This window comes from Streptomyces sp. NPDC001219, from assembly GCF_053597915.1.
Genome location: NZ_JBSFJF010000008.1, coordinates 85277 through 101295, shown reverse-complemented (window position 1 = coordinate 101295; position 16019 = coordinate 85277). Strand labels below are relative to the sequence as shown.

Below are 16019 nucleotides of genomic sequence, written 5' to 3'. Positions count from 1 at the left end.
CACTCTCCTACGGTTCCTGAGTAACCACAAGAGACCACAGGGGTCTCTCGCGACATGGAGGCAGGCAGCATGACCGTCACCCTGATGAACCCCAGCGGACTGCCCAGCATCGACGTCTACCGACAGGTGGCGGTCGCCTCTGGGTCACGACTGGTCTTCATCGCCGGACAGGTGGCCTGGGACGCCGAGGGAGTCACGGTCGGCGAAGGCGACCTCGCCGCACAGGTCGAGCAGTGCTACCTCAACATCGGCACCGCCCTGGCCGCGGCCGGCGGTTCCTTCGACGACGTGGCGAAACTGACCGTCCACGTAGTCGACTGGACCCCCGACAAGATGCCGCTGCTCCTGGAGGGGATCTCCCGGGCAGCCGCGAGACTGGGAGTCACCCCGGTCCCGCCGGCCACACTGCTGGGTGTCGCGGCGCTGGACGTCCCTGCCCATCTGGTCGAGATCGAGGCCACTGCGGTCCTCAACTGAGCTGCCGATCCTTGCCTGTTGAGCGTCGAAGTGACCACCTGCGGTGCGCAGCAATCTTTCACCGCGGCACGGCCGTGCCGCCGAGCAGAGTCATTCGCCGAGCGCGACCGGGCCGAGCCCGGACGGCAGTTGGCACACAACCAGCGCCACTGCCTCCTGCGCCGTGGAGAATCGACCGAGATCCTCGCGGGCAAAGTCCCGTTCCACCCTGTACGTGCCGTCGCTGTTCGCCATCAGACACGGTCCGACCACGGTCAGGCGCGGCCGGGTGGTGGACGAGAAGCGCAGCGCCCAGTGGCTCGTGAACGGGTAGAGGGCGCGCAGCGCCGGCTCGGCGTGCGCCGTCTCGATCAGGGCTTGGTACGCCTCCTGCCAGACAACATCAAGCTCGCTCGCCTCCTGGCGCAGGCTCTGCCACTCGGATTCCGCCAGGCGTGCGGGATCGGGGGCGGGCACCTCGAACCGTCCGGTCAGGTGCACGAAGGGCGCCGCCTGGCGGATGTCGTTCAGGGGCGCCCCGTCGTGCCACGCCCGGGCGGCCCTGGCGACCTCCGCCAGGTCGTCCGTCGTGCCTTTGATGAGGGTCAAGCCCTGGAACGGTTCCGTGCCGCGGATCGACCACTGCCGTTCGTGCCACCAAGCGCTGATCTCCAGCGGATCGCGATGCGGCAAGGTGCTTGCGACGGCCGCGTGGAGCAGCGGAGCGGTGTCCCGGGACGTCACGGGGACGGCATCAAGTCGGCTTTCGGCCTCTGCCTGGAGCGCTGCGGCGAGACTGCCGTAGGCCGCGACGTCGGGGTACAGGACTGCGGGGTCAGGTGCGGTGGCCACGGCTCCTGATTGTGCCCGAGCCACCGAATCCCGGGGCGGGCGGCCCCGGCGGTGAGCAGACAGCGGCCGCTCGTTCGTGGTCTTGGTAACGAGGCACCAGGCCCCGGGACCGGCGTCAGACCACGGCGAGGAAGTCGCGGACCGCAGCCGCGAATCCGGCCGGGTCGTTGGCGTATACGAAGTGGTCGGTGTCCAGCTCGACGAGGTCGGTGCCGGGGCGTCGGGTGACCATCTGTGCCGCCTGCTCAGCCGGCAGCACGCCGCCCTTGGCGCCACGCACCAGCAGTGCCGGGCAGGTGGAGCCGGTCCAGTCGGCCCAGTGGTCGCCGTGAACTCGGTCCTCGGAGTCGTATATGTCCTGGGGATGGAAGTGCAGGCCCCAGGTGCCGTCCGGCCGCTCGCGAACGGCTGACTCGAAATGCGGTGCGTACGGGCCGAGTTGTGCGACGAAGGCCTCCCGGTCGGGGGCGCCGCCCTCCGGCAGGTTCCGTACGAACGCCAGCGGATTGCTGCCGTCCAGGCCGAGTTCGGCGCACCCCTCGGCATTGATCAGCGCGGTGACGCGCTCGGGGTGCCGGGCCGCGAACTGGTAGGCGTTGATCGCGCCGAGCGAGTGGCCGAGGACAGCCGCCCGGTCCAGACCCAGGTGATCCATGAGGGCTTCGAGGTCGGCGAGGTAGCCCTCCCGGCCGTAGTCGGCCACCCGGTCGGACTCGCCGTGGCCGCGCTGATCGGGGGCGATGACCCGCCACTCCGGGGCGAGACGGGCGGCGAGTTCGGCGTACGACAGGCCCTCGGACATGTGCCCGTGCAGGGCGAGCAGCGGCCGGCCGGTGCCGCCGAAATCCACGTAGGAAAGGGCGCGGCCGTCGACGGTGAACGCGGCGCGCTTGGCGGTGTCGGTGTCGGTGTCCATGGCATCACCATAGAGAGGATCTATACGCACGTACAAGACGTTTGTTTAAGTGTGACTGGGCACTTTAGACGTCATCTCATTTGGCGGGGTCAGTAGGCTCAGGACCGTGATGGGGATCGTTGAGCGGCTGGTGCCGGACGAGTTGTGGGCGTTGTTCCAGCGGGTGGTGCCGGAGGCACCGTCGCGCCCGCAGGGCGGTGGCCGACGCCGCCACGGGGACCGCGAGGTGCTGGCCGCCATCGTGTTCGTCGCCACGTCAGGGTGCACCTGACAGCAGCTGCCCGCCGCGTTGTTCGGGCCCTCGGGAGCGACGGCCCACCGCCGCTTCGCCGAGTGGACGAAGGCCCGGGTCTTTGCCAAGCTGCACCGTCTGGTCCTGGCTCAACTCGGCTCCCGCGGCAAGCTGGACTGGTCGCGCTGCGCGATCGACTCGGTGAACATGAGGGCCTTGAAAAGGGGGACCTGACAGGTCCGAATCCTGTCGACCGAGGCAAGTACGGCTCAAAGATCCATTTGATCACCGAGCGGACTGGTCTGCCCCTGTCCATCGGTGTCTCCGGCGCCAACCTGCACGACAGCCAGGCCCTGCTCCCGCTGGTCAAGGGCATCCCGCCCATCCGCTCCCGCCGAGGACCACGGCGCCGCAGACCGCACAAGCTCCACGCGGACAAGGGATACGACTCCGCCCACCTGCGGCGATGGTTATCCAGCCGCGGTATCCGGCATCGCATCGCCCGAAAGGGCGTCGAGACCTCGCAACGACTGGGCCGGCACCGCTGGACCATCGAGCGCACCATGGCCTGGCTCGCCGGCTGCCGCCGCCTGCACCGCCGCTATGAACGCAAGGCCGATCACTTCCTCGCCTTCACCAGCATCGCCTGCACCCTCATCTGCTTCCGCAGACTCACCAATGAGCTGACCTCATAGTGCTCACCGTTCCACATGCCTGCATGCTAGAAACGGGAGTTGAGTTCGCCCGTAATCCGGGAAGGGGGCGTTCGTGAGGACCGAGTCCGTGAAGCGGCCTGAACGTGTTGCTGTCATCGGAGTGGGCATCCTCGGAGCCAGCGTGGGCTGGAACCTGTCCCGGCGCGGTGCCAAGGTGGTCTTCATCGACGCAGGCCAGCCAGGCGAAGGCGTCACCAACTGGTCTTTCTCCTGGGTCAACGCCAGCAACAAGACCACGCGCAAGTCCTACTTCGACCTGAACGTCGCGGGCATGGCAGCGTACCGTGAGCTTGCCAGGACCATCGGGCCAGACTCATGGTGGTATCCCAGCGGCCACCTGCGCTGGGCAGACGATCCCGCAGCAGAGACAAAGCTCCTCAAAACGGCCGAACAGCTGGCCAACTGGGACTACCGGGCTGAGGTGTACACGGGGGCCGAGGTATGCCGCCGCCTCGAACCTGCTCTCACGATGCCCAGTGAGGTTCCAGTCGTGTTCTACCCCGACGAAGCCTGGGTGCACGGACGTCATCTCGTCAGCCGCCTGGTCGGCCAGGCCGTTGCATCCGGCGCCGAACTCCGGTCCGGCACCGCGGTCTGCAACATCGACACAGGTGCCGACGGGAGCATCCAGAAGGTTGCTCTATCGGATGGGAGCTGTCTCGACGTCAACATCGTCGTGAACGCAGCAGGCCCCAGCGCCTCCCACGTCGCCGAGCTCATCGCACGGCACTTGCCGATGCGCCGGGAACCCGGAGCCGTCACCCGGATCGACTGCACTCAGGTCCCGGTTCACCGGGCCATGCACGCGCCGCACATCGAGATCCGTCCTGACGGAGACGCTTCGGTAGTCCTCCACAGCCGCGAGATCGACGCACTCATCGACGCAAGCGAAGATCCAGCGCAACTCGCACGGCTGCTCCACGAATCGGCGCGGCAGGTCGTTCCCGAACTCGGCAACGCCCGCATCGCACAGACACGGGTAGCCCACCGGCCCATCCCAGCCGACGGATTCCCCTCGGTGGGAGCGGTGCCGTCCGTGCCGGGCTACTACGAGGCCGTCTCCCACAGCGGCATCACCCTCGGGCCGGTAATCGGCCGGCTGCTTGCTTCGGAGATCCTCAGCGGCAAGAGAAATGAGATGCTCGCGGACTTCCGCCCGGAGCGGTTCCCGCCGTGACAGCCCGGGCAAGTGCCACCAGTACCGCGACCAGGCGGGCGCGTCTCCGTGCGCCCGAAACAGTCTCGTAAAGCCGCGCCGCCGCGTCACACGAGCCGGAAAGACCGGACGGTCCTCCACCTCTGCCGCTCCACCCCGCGCACGAGTCACCCGCGTCTGGTGGTTGAGCGCCACACCAAGAGACGTGTTGCAAGCATCACCAGCTGCTCAGCGATCCCCATCACGGTCCTGAGCCTACTGACCCCGCCAAATGAGATGACGTCTTAATTGGCGAGTTGAGCAAAGCTGCCCGCCAGATACTGCCGGACCGGCCTACCGTTGTCCGCTGTCGGGCGGCATGATCTGTGCTGGGAGGTGGTGGCGGTGGAGCCCCTGGCGGAGGCTGACCCACGGGAGATCGGGCCATACCGATTACTGGCCGTACTGGGCCATGGCGGTATGGGCCGAGTCTTTCTAGGCACTGCGCCGGACGGCCGGGTGGTGGCCGTCAAACTCATCCGCGCAGCTCTTGCCGGCGACGCGACGCACCAGGCACGGTTCAGGCGGGAGGTCGCCGCGGCGCGGAGGGTGCGGGGCGCCCATACCGCCCCTGTGCTTGACGCGGACCTCGACGCGTCCACCCCATGGTTGGCCTCGGCCTTTATCTCCGGCCCGTCCTTGCAACAGGTGGTCGATGTTGGTGTGGCTGCCGGCGGCGTCACCGCCGATGCCGCCACCGTCGGCGTCGCTGCTGGGACGCTTCCGGAGGAGGCTGCTTTGCGGCTGGCTGCCGGCTTGACCGCCGCCCTCGACGAGATCCATGGGGCAGACCTGGTGCACCGGGACCTCAAGCCGGACAACATCCTCCTCACCGATGAAGTCACCACGACGGGTGTTCCGCTCACCGGCCGGGGCAGCGCGCTGGTCAACGACGAGGGCGTCCGAGTGGTCGATTTCGGTATTGCGCTGGCCACCGATGACGCCCCAGGCAGCACCAGGCTGACACGAACAGGGTGGGTGGTTGGCTCGCCGCCCTACATGTCTCCCGAACAGGTCGAAGGAGCCACGATCACGCCGGCGAGCGACATCTTCTCGCTCGGTTCGGTGCTGGTCATGGCGTGTACCGGAGCGAGCCCGTTCGCGGGAACGTCGCTGCCGCAGGTGCTTCACAACGTCCTCCACTCCGAGCCCGACCTGTCGGCGCTCCCCGACCCCATACGCGGGATCGCAGAAGCGTGCCTGGCCAAGCACCCGACTGAGCGGCCCGACCTGAACCGGCTGCACGACCTCATCGGTCAAGCCGCCACGTCCACGCGGCCCTGGCCTTCGCGCATCAAGGGCCTCATGCGGGCCCAGCGCGCCGAGGTCGACCGGATTCTCGGACCCGTTCACGGCACGACCACCGCGGGAACAGAGGGAGACGAAAAGATCGATCCGGCGTCATGGCGCAACATGGCAACCGATCCGGTTCCGTTCACGGCGGACGCTCTGTTGCCCGAGAAGTTCGTCAACGACCTCGAAACCGAGTACCTACGGGTGGCGGCGGGTCCCCGGCCGACTGAGGAGGTCGGGCCCGGAAACGTGGTCTCCATGCTTACCTCCTGTGGCTGTCCGCAGGTGATGGCCGGGGTCTACCTGGAGCAGCGCAGCTCGAACCCGCCCGTCCTGGTCTCCGTCACCGTTTTCCCGATGCCGGACAGCGCGACGGCCGAGATGACCTACAACTTCCTCCAGAAGGACAGCTTGTACTTCAAGGAGCTGACACTCTGGTCCGCCCAGACCAACAGCGATGGCAGCCCCCGCCGCAGCAACTTCAGCGACGGGTATTTCATGCGTGCCCACATCCGCTGGACAGGGCGTTATGTGATCACCGTCCGCGCTCTGCGCACCGACCTCGCCACGGATGCATGGCTCTATCCGTTTGTACTTGCCGCGGTAGGCCGAGCGGTCCGTTCCTGTGGCCCGGAGAACTACGGAAAGCGCTGGCTGAGCTGATTCTCGACGCCTACGCCGCCCAGCTCAACCGAGCCGACGACGCAGCCCGCTCAAGTCGCCAACTCGCACGCTCACTCGCCAACTGAGGCACACAGTCACATTAAGTCCGGTGCCCACCCCCTCAGCGCAACCGCTAGAAGTCCAGCTCCACATAGTCGATGTCGGTGAACTCCACCTGGAGCCCGTCGGCCCGTCGGCCGCTGTCCTTGAAGTAGATCTCCTGCAGGCCTTCCGCTGCGATGTCCTGCAACTGCTGTTCCGACGCTCCGGTGGCTTGGGCGTCGAACAGGCGGGCCGCGTACGACGGGGGCAGATGCTGGGTGATGAGCCGGATGCGGCCGTCGTCGGTGGTGCCCGGTGCGGCGGTGAACCCGAAGCGCGCCCGGGTCTCGATGACGATGCCCGTCGTACTCGCCGCCTTCTTCTTGGCCCGCTCTCGGACCCGCGGCTGCCAGCCCTTGGTGACCTCGGCGACGAGACGAGCGGCCAGTTCCGCACGGGGGCGCTTGATCTGGTCCTTGAGGTAACGCTCCACCGTGCGCTGGGAAATACCCAGCCGCTGCGCCACCACCCTGGTCGATCCCTTCTCGCGCTTGACCAGGAATCGCATCTGCGCGCCGGCGGATTTCGGGATGGGGCGCGTGGCGGTATGCGCCGCGGCCTTGTCGAGGCTGTCGCCGAGAATTCCCATCGCGTATGCCTACTCTCCGCCGACCGCGGCGTCGCTGCCCTTGATGTGCCGGGCCGGGTTGATCTGCTCGTCCTCGATCATCGAGGCCACCCACAGGAAATCCTGGGTGCCCTCGTGCTTGACCATTCCCGGGGAGACCCCGAGCCGGAACCCGCCCGGCAACGGCTTCCCGTCCTCCGTACGCGGAAGGAAGTCGAGCGGGCCGGGACCGTGCGAGAGGTAGACGGCGCAATCCGACAGCACGGCGACCGGGAAAACCCCGGCCGAGGCGAGCTTCCGCATTTTGCGGTGCATGTTGGTGCGGGCCTTGCCGATCAGTTCCGCGCGAATGTGCGGGCTCCAGGTCGGCCGCTCCAGAGCAGGCCACCGCTCGCCGTATGTGTAGCCGATGCCCTGCGGCCGCTCACGGAGCTTGCCGATACCGCCCTTCACGGACGACTTGATGGCCGACAGTACGGCGGTCTGTCCCGGGTCGACGTCCTTGTGCCGGGCCATGGCGGCGAGGAACTCGTCGTCCGGCATCCCGGCGGTGACACCGAGATCCGCCATGGTGGCCATGTACGCGTCGCGCAGCCGGGTGTACCAGGCGTCCAGGTAGGCGCCGTTCTCGTACCGGACGTACGCCTCGGCCGGCTGCACCCGGGCACCGAGTTCCACCGCGTAGGCGACGGTCGAGGTCGCGTACCAGGCCGGGCCGGCGGGGCGGGTGCCCCTGGGGGTGAAGGGCGACGGAAGCCGCGGATCGAGGTCGATGTGGGAGAGGTCCACCAGCCAGGTGCCGGGCAGCTTGGGGTCGAACGCCGGGGAGCTGACATGTGTCGCCGGGCCGGTCCCGACGGTGAGGCGATTCGCGGCGGCGGCGAAGGCCATGTTGACGTCGATCCCGACCCCGTAGGCGTAGCCCTGGGCACACTCCTCGTCGGTGAGCGGCCGGAACCAGTCGAAGGCCTCCTCGTCCAGGACCTGGTCCGGGGTGCGTTCGTGGTGACGGGGGTAGTGGGCGGCCACGACCGGATGCTCGCCGGGCGCCTCCGGGGGCGCGGGGTCGGCGGGCTCGGTCAGGGCGCCGGGGTTCGGACCGGACACCCATGAGCCGGTGGCCCCGTCCCTGACGGCGCGGGTCGGCGGGCGCAGTGCCGTCATCAGCTCCAGGCCGCAGACGGCCGTCGAACCGCGCGGGGTGATGACCCGGGTCGCGTACGAGCCGAGTACCCGCGCGAGTTCGGCCGGCGGCAGCTGGCCCGAGTCCCCCCAGGAGCGCGTGTCGAGCGCACCCCAGGGAAGGATCGCGAACTGCACACACTGCCGCTCCCCGCCCTGCGCCGGCCGGTAGATCCGCGGCCAGGGCCCGAAGCCCCGGCGGGTGAGCCGCCACTTCGCACGCAGGAGTTGCCGGACGACCCGGTGGTCCTCCGGCAGCCGCAGACCACGCCGGTCCGCCAACTCGCCGGGCAGGCCCAGGCGTTCGGCGGCCTCGGCGGTGATGACGACGAGCGGATCAGCGTCCTTGCCGTGGCGGTGGAGGCGGGGCGCACCGAGCTTCGCCTCGTTCAGCGCCCAGTCGACCAGGGCCGGAAAGGTCGTGGCAGGGCAGTCGAGCACCAGACCGTCGACACAGTAGGCCGAGCCGTCGCCGTCCAACACGGCGAGCGGGCCGTGGACGAACCGGGGGTCGGCGGCGGGCGGGGGCGCGGTCGACGTAGCGGCCGGACGTGTGGCCGGTGTTTTGCCCGCGGTCTTTCTGGCGGGCGGGCGGCGGGACGTGGACGGGAGTGGGGCGGAGGACGAGGGCGCGGGAGTGGACGAGGGTCCGGTACGTCCGGTGTCTGCCAGCCGGGTGGGAGCGGGGACGGGTGCAGACTCGGGGGCGGGAGCAGGCCCAGGGGCAAGGGTGGAGGCGGCAGCGGGATCGGGCGCAGGGGCGGGGCCTGGCGCCGAGGCCTCAGCCCGGGCCGGAGGTGGTGGCGTGGCGGCCGAACCATGGCTCCCTCCGGGCGCAGCAGGGGCCGGCGTGCCGCCATGCGCGTGAGCCCCCTGAGCGGGGAAGCGTTCGGCCAGGCCCTCCAGGAGCCGGATGTAGGCGGCGCGCTTCGGGGCCCGTGGCTCGGTCCGGCCCAACTCCCAGCTGGTGATGGTCTCGCGCCGCACCGACAGGGCCTTGGCGACCTGATCCTGACTCAGGCCACCGGCCTCCCGCAGCCGCTTACGCTCGGTCGGCTCGGGCAGAGCGTCCTGCACGGCAGCCTGCGCGAGCAGCGCATCAACCGACGCGAACAACGCATCCTGATCATTGGGCACAGGGAACACCTCCGCCACCACCCTATCCGAAGCGCACCACGAAACACCGACGAAACGCACACCGGATCGCACCGCCCAGCAGGCGGTCTACACATGTCCTGTCCGGGCTGGTCTGGCACCGTTTGGTAGGTGAACCCAGTCGCTCCGTCATCCCCCGGGGCGACGCCGACAACGCCGCCGGCGTCGCCCCGGCTCACCGGCTCACCGGCTCACCGGCTCACCGGCTCACTACTAGAGGTGTTCGCAGATCAGGCCGCGTACCCTCGGCTGCGTGCCTCGCCATGCGAAGAAGTCCCGCCGGCTGGTCGCCGACGGGCGCGTGTACCTGTGGACGATGCGCCACAGCCACCGAACGGACGACGACGGGCGGTCCGTGGACTGCCGCCAAGTCCTGGCCCTGTCCCCGCAACCGGCCGGCACCGGCGGCCCGCTGCGCATTGTCTTTGCCGACGGTCCCGGCAGGTACGTCCCGGGCGGCGCCCCGTTCGGCTCCGGGGACGTGGGCTTCACCCGGGGCGCAGGCCTGAATCTGCACGAGCCGGGCGCCGTCCGGGCTTTGCTCGATGTGGCACTGGCCGGTGGGTGGCAGCCAGGGGAGCGGCGGGCGGTGGAGGTCGACGGCTGGTCGCTGCTGGAGCCGGCGGCCGCCGCGCGAGCCGGGGACACCAGCCCCGAGGGCCGGTAGGGGGCTCCTCGCCGCCTGACTTCATTGAAGCCAAGGCGAGCCCACCACCGCGCGGCGAGCAAACTCCGATGAGACGGGCTCCGAACAGGCCCCCGTCCACAAGCGACACAGCTCTCGCGGAGAGCCGGAACTTCGTGCCTCCCGGCGGCCGGCTCGTTCGGCGCCGTGACGAGGACGGTGTCAGCGATCCGTACGACCCCCGTCCAAGACGGCGGACACCATCGCGACCCGGGCGCGACCACCACCCTCGCCGCGCCTGAGGGACGGAACTCGACCGGTGTGCCCGCCAGCTCCACCCACAGCTCCTGGGCGCGAGCGAGTAGGAGAGCGTCTGCCATGGCCGCATCCTGTCGGCTTCGCCCCCGGAGCGCGACCCGGATTCCTGCCGTATAGGCAGCCCGTACGGCAGGGGCACGCCCAACAGGCCCCGGGGCCTCACACCTCCCAATCCACAGCAGCAGCAGCCTCAACCCCTCGCCCCACTCCCCCGTCGGTCACCGTGACGTACCAGCAGGCTCCCGAGCGCGGTGCGCCGGTGCAGGACCGATCGTCCCGCGCGGGTCGTGGTGATCAGGCCCGCGCCGCGTAGTGCGGCGGTGTGTGCGGAAGCCGTGGCGTTGCTGACGTTCAGGCGGCGGGCCAGTTCGCTGGTGGTGTGCTCCGCCGCGAGGTGGAGCAGGATGTCGAAGCGGGTGCGTCCCAGTACTCCGGCGAGCGCCTCGTCCGTGCCGACCGCCCCGGACGGCGAGAGCGGCAGCCCCGGTCCGGCCGGATAGGTCACGGCCACGGGGTGGTCGGGCAGGTCGGAGATGAGCGGGTGGCCGGTCCAGTGGAAGGTGGGCAGCAGCAGTACGCCGCGGCCGTGCAGCTCGATGTCGTTCTCGTAGGGCGTCGCGCATTGCCAGACGTTGTCGTGCAGCCGGGCGCCCGGGACGAGTGCGGCGAGTGCGGCGCCGATGCCGTGCTCGGCGACGGCCAGGGCGTGGCGGGTGAATTCCGCCTGGTGGAGATCCTGCACCAGGGGCCATACGGGGCCCAGGGCCGTATCGAACGCCGCCTGTTGGGCGCGGCGGAGGACGTGCCAGGCCGCGCCGTCGCCCTGGTGCAGATCGCGGAGCCACAGCGGTGCCGGGGACGGCTGCCGGGCGTAGACCCGCTCGATTTCGGAGCGGACCAGGGCAGGGGGCGCTGCGCGGACGGTGTCCAGCCCGTCCTCCAGGGTGTCGCTGAAGACATCGAGGAAGTTGGGGGCCACCTCTGCGGGAACCAGGTCGCCGAGCGGCTGGACGGCGGGCGGCAGGGACCGGAGCAACCGTCGTCTCCAGCGGCCGAAGAGCAGGGGTTCGTCCGGGTAACACATCTTCATCAGGGCCACGTTCAGCTCTTGCAGCGGGGCCGGACGGGGTGCGAACCGGACACGGGCGAAGTCGGCAGCCGTGAAGTGAATACGGAGCACTACTCCCCCTGTCGGCAGAATCGCCATCGTTTAGGGCAGGGCCTCAACGATGGCCCGCTCTCCCCGCCGGGTGCCAACCTCCAGGTCAAGCCCCCTCTATTCACTCAGGGGGCCGCCGGAAGGCACAAGGACCGACGTCACAGAAGCACAAGGGGAGAGTCATGTTCCGGAAGAGCGTCCATGGTGGTGAGCGCGCAGGCGGAGCTTCTGCGGCGGATCACGGCAGCGATGGCGTGCCCAGGGAGGAGAAGGCGACGGGGGTGAACCGTCGGGCCGTCACCAAGTCAGCCGCGGTGGCGGGCGCGATGCTGCTCGCGGGCGGCGGCGTGGCGCGGGCACAGACCGGGAAGCCGCGCAGCACGAAGGAGCTCACCCTACGGTTGCCGGCCCCGACCGGGCCGTACCGGATCGGGGTGACCACGCTGTATTTGGTCGATCACGCCAGGCGCGACCCATGGGAGTCGCTGCCCGTTCGGGAGGTGATGGCCACGGTGTTCTATCCGGCCCGCACGGTGAGCGGCTACCCGGCCGCGCCGCAGATGACCAGGGGCGCCGCGGAGCGTCTGCCGTTCATCGACCCCCTCTTCCATGAGGGGCTGCCGGCGAAGGGGGTGAACTGGGCGGCCACCAGGACGCATGCGCACACGGGCGCGCCCGCGCAGGCCGTGCGACGCCCCGTGCTCCTGTACAGCCCGGGAGGGGGCGATCCGCGCACCCTCGGTACCGGGATCGCAGAAGAGCTGGCCGGCCGCGGATACGTGGTGGTGACCATCGACCACCCCGGCGACGGCAGTGAGGTCGAGTTCCCCCGCGCGCGGGCGGGGAGGAAGAGGGTCCGCGAAACGGTCTTCCGGGGCGACCCCCGAACAGACCCGGCACTGTTCCGCACGGTGATCGACACCCGGATCGCGGACATCCGGTTCGTGCTCAACCAACTGGAGACCCTGGCAGCCGGGCGGAACCCGGACGCGGCGGGCCGCCCGCTGCCGCAACACCTCGGTCGGGCCCTGGACCTGCGGCGGGTGGGCATCTACGGCCACTCGGCCGGCGGCACCACCGCGGCCGAGGCGATGTACGAGGACCGGCGCATCCACGCCGCGATCAACCTTGAGGGTTTTCTGGACCATCCGCCGGAGTCCCCCGGCCAGGAGGGCCAGCTCTTCCCGATCGCCCAGTACGGCACGGACCACCGTCCGCTGCTCCTGCTGGGAACCGATGGCTTCCCCCACCAGAAGGAGCTGGAGCGTTCCTGGTCGGCGATGCTCGCCCGCTCGCCCGGCTGCACCAGCCGCCGGGAACTCGACCACGCCGCGCACTGGGTATTCACCGACTACGCCGCCCTCGCGCCCCAGCTGCAGGCCGCCGGGCTGATGACCGCCGTCAACCGGATCAAGCTGATCGGCGCACTGGACCCGGCCGTATCGGTTCCCCTGGTACGCCATCACGTGCACGCGTTCTTCGCCCGGCATCTGCCGGTGCGCTGACGGCGCGGTCGGGGCCTGTCGGACGGGCCGGGCTAACCGCCGCCCCTGGGCCCGCCGCTGGCCCCGGACCCGCCTCCCGGACCGGCGGCCGCGGCGGCCAGGCCCCGATGCCCCGGTCCGAGTACAACGAGCAGAAGAAGCCCTGATTTCCACACCCGGCCCCCATCCCCGCTCCCTTGACGGCCAGTCACGAATTCCGGGCCCGTCCTCTCGCCATACGCTCGCGAGCCGTAGGACCATGGCACGTCGCCTCGCGCATGTCTCTCGTTCCGTACGCCGGCCCTCGGAAGGACCTGGCTCATGAGCAGACCGATTGCCGTACGCCGCCGCCTCGCCCTGCTGCTCACCACGCTGCTGCTCGGAACGCCGTTCGCTCTCGCCCCGGCACCGTCGGCGCACGCCGCATCTCCCCCGAACGGACCCGGGCAGTGGCAGTGGCATCAGCAGGGCCACAAGTCAGGTCTCGCCGCGTCGGCCGACACCTACTGGACCCCACAACGGATGCGGGCGGCACGCGCGGCCGCCCCGGGAAAGGGCACTGCGGCCGCGCGCCCGGCGGCGGCCGCCACCCCGCCGAGTCACCCCTTCGACGGCCTGCCCCAGGTGGGGACGTTCTTCTGGACGGACGGCAGCAACACCGGCCGGTTCTGCGGCGGCACGGTCGTCCGCAGTCCGCACCGGAACCTGGTGGTCAGCGCCGCCCACTGTCTGCGCTCCCCCGATCCGAAGCGGCGGCTGTCGTTCGTGCCGCAGTATCACGACGGCCTGAAACCGCACGGGATCTACCCCGTCGAGCGCCTCTACCTCGACCAGCGGTACTACGACCTCGGCACGAGCGCGGGAGCCCGCTGGGACTACGCCGTCGTGCGCCTCGGGGCACGGGAGGACGGGGCCGAGGTGGGGGAGGTGACCGGCGGCTTCGACCTACTGCCGTACCCGGGCTATGACCACCGGAAGGTAAGGCTCATCGGCTACCCCGGCAACAAGGACAGCAGCCACCCCAAACCCCTCGACTGCACCTCCGCCACCCACCGCTACACCAGCTCCGACCCGGCCGCCCCCGGCGACTTCCTGGAAATCTCCTGCGCCGGCTATATCGGCGGCACTTCCGGCGGGCCGTTCCTGGTTCGGGGCCTCACCGGATACGCCCTGATCGGTGTCATCGGTGGTTACCACACAGGCGGCGATTCCCCGGACGTCTCCTACAGCTCGTACTTCACGGTCGACACCCTCGCCCTCTATCTGCACGCCGTCCATGGCGATCCGCCCGCCACACCACATCAGGGAAACGCGTCGCTCTGATCGTGCAGTGTTGCGGCCGGGCAGGCCTGAGGTGCAGACCGCATAACGTCCACGGAGAAGCGGAACGGAGCGGTGACCACGGGACCACCACCGCACTCAGGTGCTCACCCACCGACATATCCGGGCACGGCACTGCCTCCTGTTAATGTCGGCGAAGGCGGAGGGCCGGTTGCCCGCCAGGCCACAGTGGAAGGTGACGCCCGTTGGTGCCGTCGTTTCTCTTGTCCGTACTGAATCGCCTCTTCCGTAATGAGGCGTGGCGCCGGCTGCACGCACAAGCGGCGCTCTGGGTCACCGTGGTCATGACCTCGGTACTTCTTGCCGGTGCCGCACTGGTCGTGGTCGCCGAATCCGGTGCGCCGCACGCGAATATCACGTCGTATCCGAAGGCCTTGTGGTGGGCGATCGAGACGGCGACCACCGTGGGGTACGGAGATTTCTACCCCGTCACGCTGTGGGGCCGCATCATCGCTTCGCTGCTGATGCTCAGCGCGATTACGGCATTCGGGGTCATCACAGCGGCGCTGGCCACCTGGTTCGTCGGCCGCGCGGAACAGGACATGGTCCGCCTGGGCAAAGCCGTGGGGAACCATGCACGCGAGGACGCGGAGGCACTTCGTTCAGAGCTGCACACACTGCACGAGCGCTTCGACCACGTCGAGAATCTGATCCGGGACAAGGGGACGCACTCCGCCTCCTGAGAAGGGAGGCGCGGGCACGGGCCACAGGCCTCGCCGGGAGTCTCCGCGTGCGCGGGAAGCCCGGGAATACCTGTTCGTGCGGTCCGCCGCGCGTCTAAAGTGATGCCCGTGATCGATTCAGCAGACGTCCGACGTATCGCCCTCTCGCTGCCCGAGACAGTGGAGAAGGAAGCCTGGCAGATGCCCACGTTCCGGGTCGCCGGGAAAATGTTCATCACGGTCCCCGACGATGAGACGTCATTCGCCGTGCGCTGTCCCATTCACGAGCGCAAGGAGCTGATCGCAGCGGAACCGGAGAAGTTCTGGGTGCCTCCGCACGAGGCGAGCTCCCATTGGGTGCGCGTGCGGCTGGCCGCACTCGAGGACATCACCGAACTGCGGGACATCCTCGTCGACTCCTGGAAGCAGGCGGCCCCGCCACGACTGGTGGACACATTCCCCGGAAGCGACTGACCCAGCGGGTGATCCTGCGACTGCTTCCGCGGTCGCCGGCTCCCGCCCCTCGCCCTCAGTCGCGGCGGCGCAGATCGCTCCAGTCCAGCGCCTTGGACGCCGTCAGCTGCGAACGCTCGGCGGCCTCGCGGGCCTCGGCGAGAATGTCTCCGTGCTCCTCGACGAGCTCTTCGTAGATCGGCGTGGTGCTGGAGGTGTGTGTGGAGGTCGTCATGTCTGATCCCGTTCCCTTGTGATTCTGTGTGCTGCGGCTTGGTAGGTTCTGGCCGCCCTGGGAAGAAGGGAGCACCACGGTGGAAAACGTGATGCGCAAAGGGAGGTTGTCCCCACACGTGTGCCGCTCCCCCGTGCGGCGCTGGACATCGTGTCATGTGCGCGGCGAGCACGCAAAAGATCATCCCAGAGCCTGAGACCGCTGGTGGCACCACACGAGCCGAGCAGATCGGCTGGTCCATGACCGCGCGTCGACACACTCTGCGGGCGCCTGGCCGAGCCGACCACCTATCGGTTGCGCGTGTTCGTACCCGACGCCGCGGCCGATTCCACCAAGGGCCGACCGACCGGCCGCTAGGGTGAGCCGACCCAGCAGGTGAATTCCGGGCATCGATAAAGGGTTTACGGCATGA

14 protein-coding genes and 1 pseudogene are annotated in these 16019 nt (G+C 69.3%); 9 read left to right on the top strand and 6 right to left on the bottom strand.

Annotated features, from left to right (window positions below):
• Window positions 1-69: 69 nt before the first annotated feature.
• The gene (locus ACWC9R_RS07410; protein WP_450729410.1) at window positions 70-477 is read left to right on the top strand and encodes a RidA family protein; all 408 of its coding nucleotides are present in this window, start codon (window positions 70-72) and stop codon (window positions 475-477) included.
• Window positions 478-567: 90 nt separating this feature from the next.
• Here the strand turns inward: ACWC9R_RS07410 and ACWC9R_RS07405 are convergent, their stop codons facing one another.
• Window positions 568-1308, bottom strand: a complete 741-nt coding sequence (locus ACWC9R_RS07405) for a DUF6193 family natural product biosynthesis protein (protein WP_450729409.1) — start codon at window positions 1306-1308, stop codon at window positions 568-570.
• Window positions 1309-1423: 115 nt separating this feature from the next.
• Entirely contained in the window at window positions 1424-2224 is an 801-nt protein-coding gene (locus tag ACWC9R_RS07400; RefSeq protein WP_450729408.1) for an alpha/beta fold hydrolase, read from the bottom strand.
• Between the two features lie 109 nt (window positions 2225-2333).
• On the opposite strand from ACWC9R_RS07400, the pseudogene ACWC9R_RS07395 reads away from it, so the two are divergent.
• From ACWC9R_RS07395 to ACWC9R_RS07385, 3 genes and pseudogenes are all read left to right on the top strand, one after another.
• A pseudogene (locus ACWC9R_RS07395) lies at window positions 2334-3151 on the top strand (IS5 family transposase).
• 73 nt (window positions 3152-3224) lie between these two features.
• The gene (locus tag ACWC9R_RS07390; RefSeq protein WP_450729407.1) at window positions 3225-4349 is read left to right on the top strand and encodes an NAD(P)/FAD-dependent oxidoreductase; all 1125 of its coding nucleotides are present in this window, start codon (window positions 3225-3227) and stop codon (window positions 4347-4349) included.
• A gap of 354 nt (window positions 4350-4703) precedes the next feature.
• Window positions 4704-6323: a serine/threonine-protein kinase gene (locus ACWC9R_RS07385; protein WP_450729482.1), complete on the top strand. Its 1620-nt coding sequence runs from the start codon at window positions 4704-4706 to the stop codon at window positions 6321-6323.
• Window positions 6324-6456: 133 nt separating this feature from the next.
• Here the strand turns inward: ACWC9R_RS07385 and tpg are convergent, their stop codons facing one another.
• Window positions 6457-7014, bottom strand: a complete 558-nt coding sequence (gene tpg, locus ACWC9R_RS07380) for a telomere-protecting terminal protein Tpg (RefSeq protein ID WP_450729406.1) — start codon at window positions 7012-7014, stop codon at window positions 6457-6459.
• A gap of 9 nt (window positions 7015-7023) precedes the next feature.
• The gene (gene tap, locus ACWC9R_RS07375; RefSeq protein WP_450729405.1) at window positions 7024-9312 is read right to left on the bottom strand and encodes a telomere-associated protein Tap; all 2289 of its coding nucleotides are present in this window, start codon (window positions 9310-9312) and stop codon (window positions 7024-7026) included.
• A 271-nt stretch (window positions 9313-9583) separates the two neighbouring features.
• On the opposite strand from tap, the gene ACWC9R_RS07370 reads away from it, so the two are divergent.
• Window positions 9584-9997 carry a hypothetical protein gene (locus ACWC9R_RS07370; RefSeq protein ID WP_450729404.1) on the top strand — a complete coding sequence of 138 codons (414 nt, stop codon included), beginning with the start codon at window positions 9584-9586 and terminating at the stop codon, window positions 9995-9997.
• Window positions 9998-10463: 466 nt separating this feature from the next.
• On the opposite strand, the gene ACWC9R_RS07365 is transcribed toward ACWC9R_RS07370, so the two are convergent.
• Window positions 10464-11453 carry an ArsR/SmtB family transcription factor gene (locus tag ACWC9R_RS07365; protein WP_450729403.1) on the bottom strand — a complete coding sequence of 330 codons (990 nt, stop codon included), beginning with the start codon at window positions 11451-11453 and terminating at the stop codon, window positions 10464-10466.
• A 260-nt stretch (window positions 11454-11713) separates the two neighbouring features.
• Between ACWC9R_RS07365 and ACWC9R_RS07360 the strand changes: the two genes are divergently transcribed.
• The 4 genes from ACWC9R_RS07360 (at window position 11714) to ACWC9R_RS07345 (ending at window position 15393) form a co-directional block, all read left to right on the top strand.
• Window positions 11714-12937, top strand: a complete 1224-nt coding sequence (locus tag ACWC9R_RS07360) for an alpha/beta hydrolase family protein (protein WP_450729402.1) — start codon at window positions 11714-11716, stop codon at window positions 12935-12937.
• A 300-nt stretch (window positions 12938-13237) separates the two neighbouring features.
• Complete coding sequence (locus tag ACWC9R_RS07355; protein WP_450729401.1) at window positions 13238-14239, top strand: trypsin-like serine peptidase; 1002 nt, start codon at window positions 13238-13240, stop codon at window positions 14237-14239.
• A 203-nt stretch (window positions 14240-14442) separates the two neighbouring features.
• Complete coding sequence (locus ACWC9R_RS07350; protein ID WP_393361907.1) at window positions 14443-14940, top strand: potassium channel family protein; 498 nt, start codon at window positions 14443-14445, stop codon at window positions 14938-14940.
• Between the two features lie 102 nt (window positions 14941-15042).
• Window positions 15043-15393: an MmcQ/YjbR family DNA-binding protein gene (locus ACWC9R_RS07345; protein WP_450729400.1), complete on the top strand. Its 351-nt coding sequence runs from the start codon at window positions 15043-15045 to the stop codon at window positions 15391-15393.
• A 55-nt stretch (window positions 15394-15448) separates the two neighbouring features.
• Here ACWC9R_RS07345 and ACWC9R_RS07340 read toward each other — a convergent pair whose 3' ends face one another.
• Window positions 15449-15607 carry a hypothetical protein gene (locus ACWC9R_RS07340; protein ID WP_450729399.1) on the bottom strand — a complete coding sequence of 53 codons (159 nt, stop codon included), beginning with the start codon at window positions 15605-15607 and terminating at the stop codon, window positions 15449-15451.
• Window positions 15608-16019 lie beyond the last annotated feature (412 nt).

Excerpts from the sequence above, each read along its gene's own strand:
- ACWC9R_RS07410 (WP_450729410.1), top strand. The coding sequence starts at position 70 with ATGACCGTCACCCTGATGAACCCCAGCGGACTGCCCAGCATCGACGTC.
- ACWC9R_RS07400 (WP_450729408.1), bottom strand. The coding sequence starts at position 2,224 with ATGGACACCGACACCGACACCGCCAAGCGCGCCGCGTTCACCGTCGAC.
- tpg (WP_450729406.1), bottom strand. The coding sequence starts at position 7,014 with ATGGGAATTCTCGGCGACAGCCTCGACAAGGCCGCGGCGCATACCGCC.
- ACWC9R_RS07355 (WP_450729401.1), top strand. The coding sequence starts at position 13,238 with ATGAGCAGACCGATTGCCGTACGCCGCCGCCTCGCCCTGCTGCTCACC.
- ACWC9R_RS07345 (WP_450729400.1), top strand. The coding sequence starts at position 15,043 with ATGCCCGTGATCGATTCAGCAGACGTCCGACGTATCGCCCTCTCGCTG.
- ACWC9R_RS07340 (WP_450729399.1), bottom strand. The coding sequence starts at position 15,607 with ATGACGACCTCCACACACACCTCCAGCACCACGCCGATCTACGAAGAG.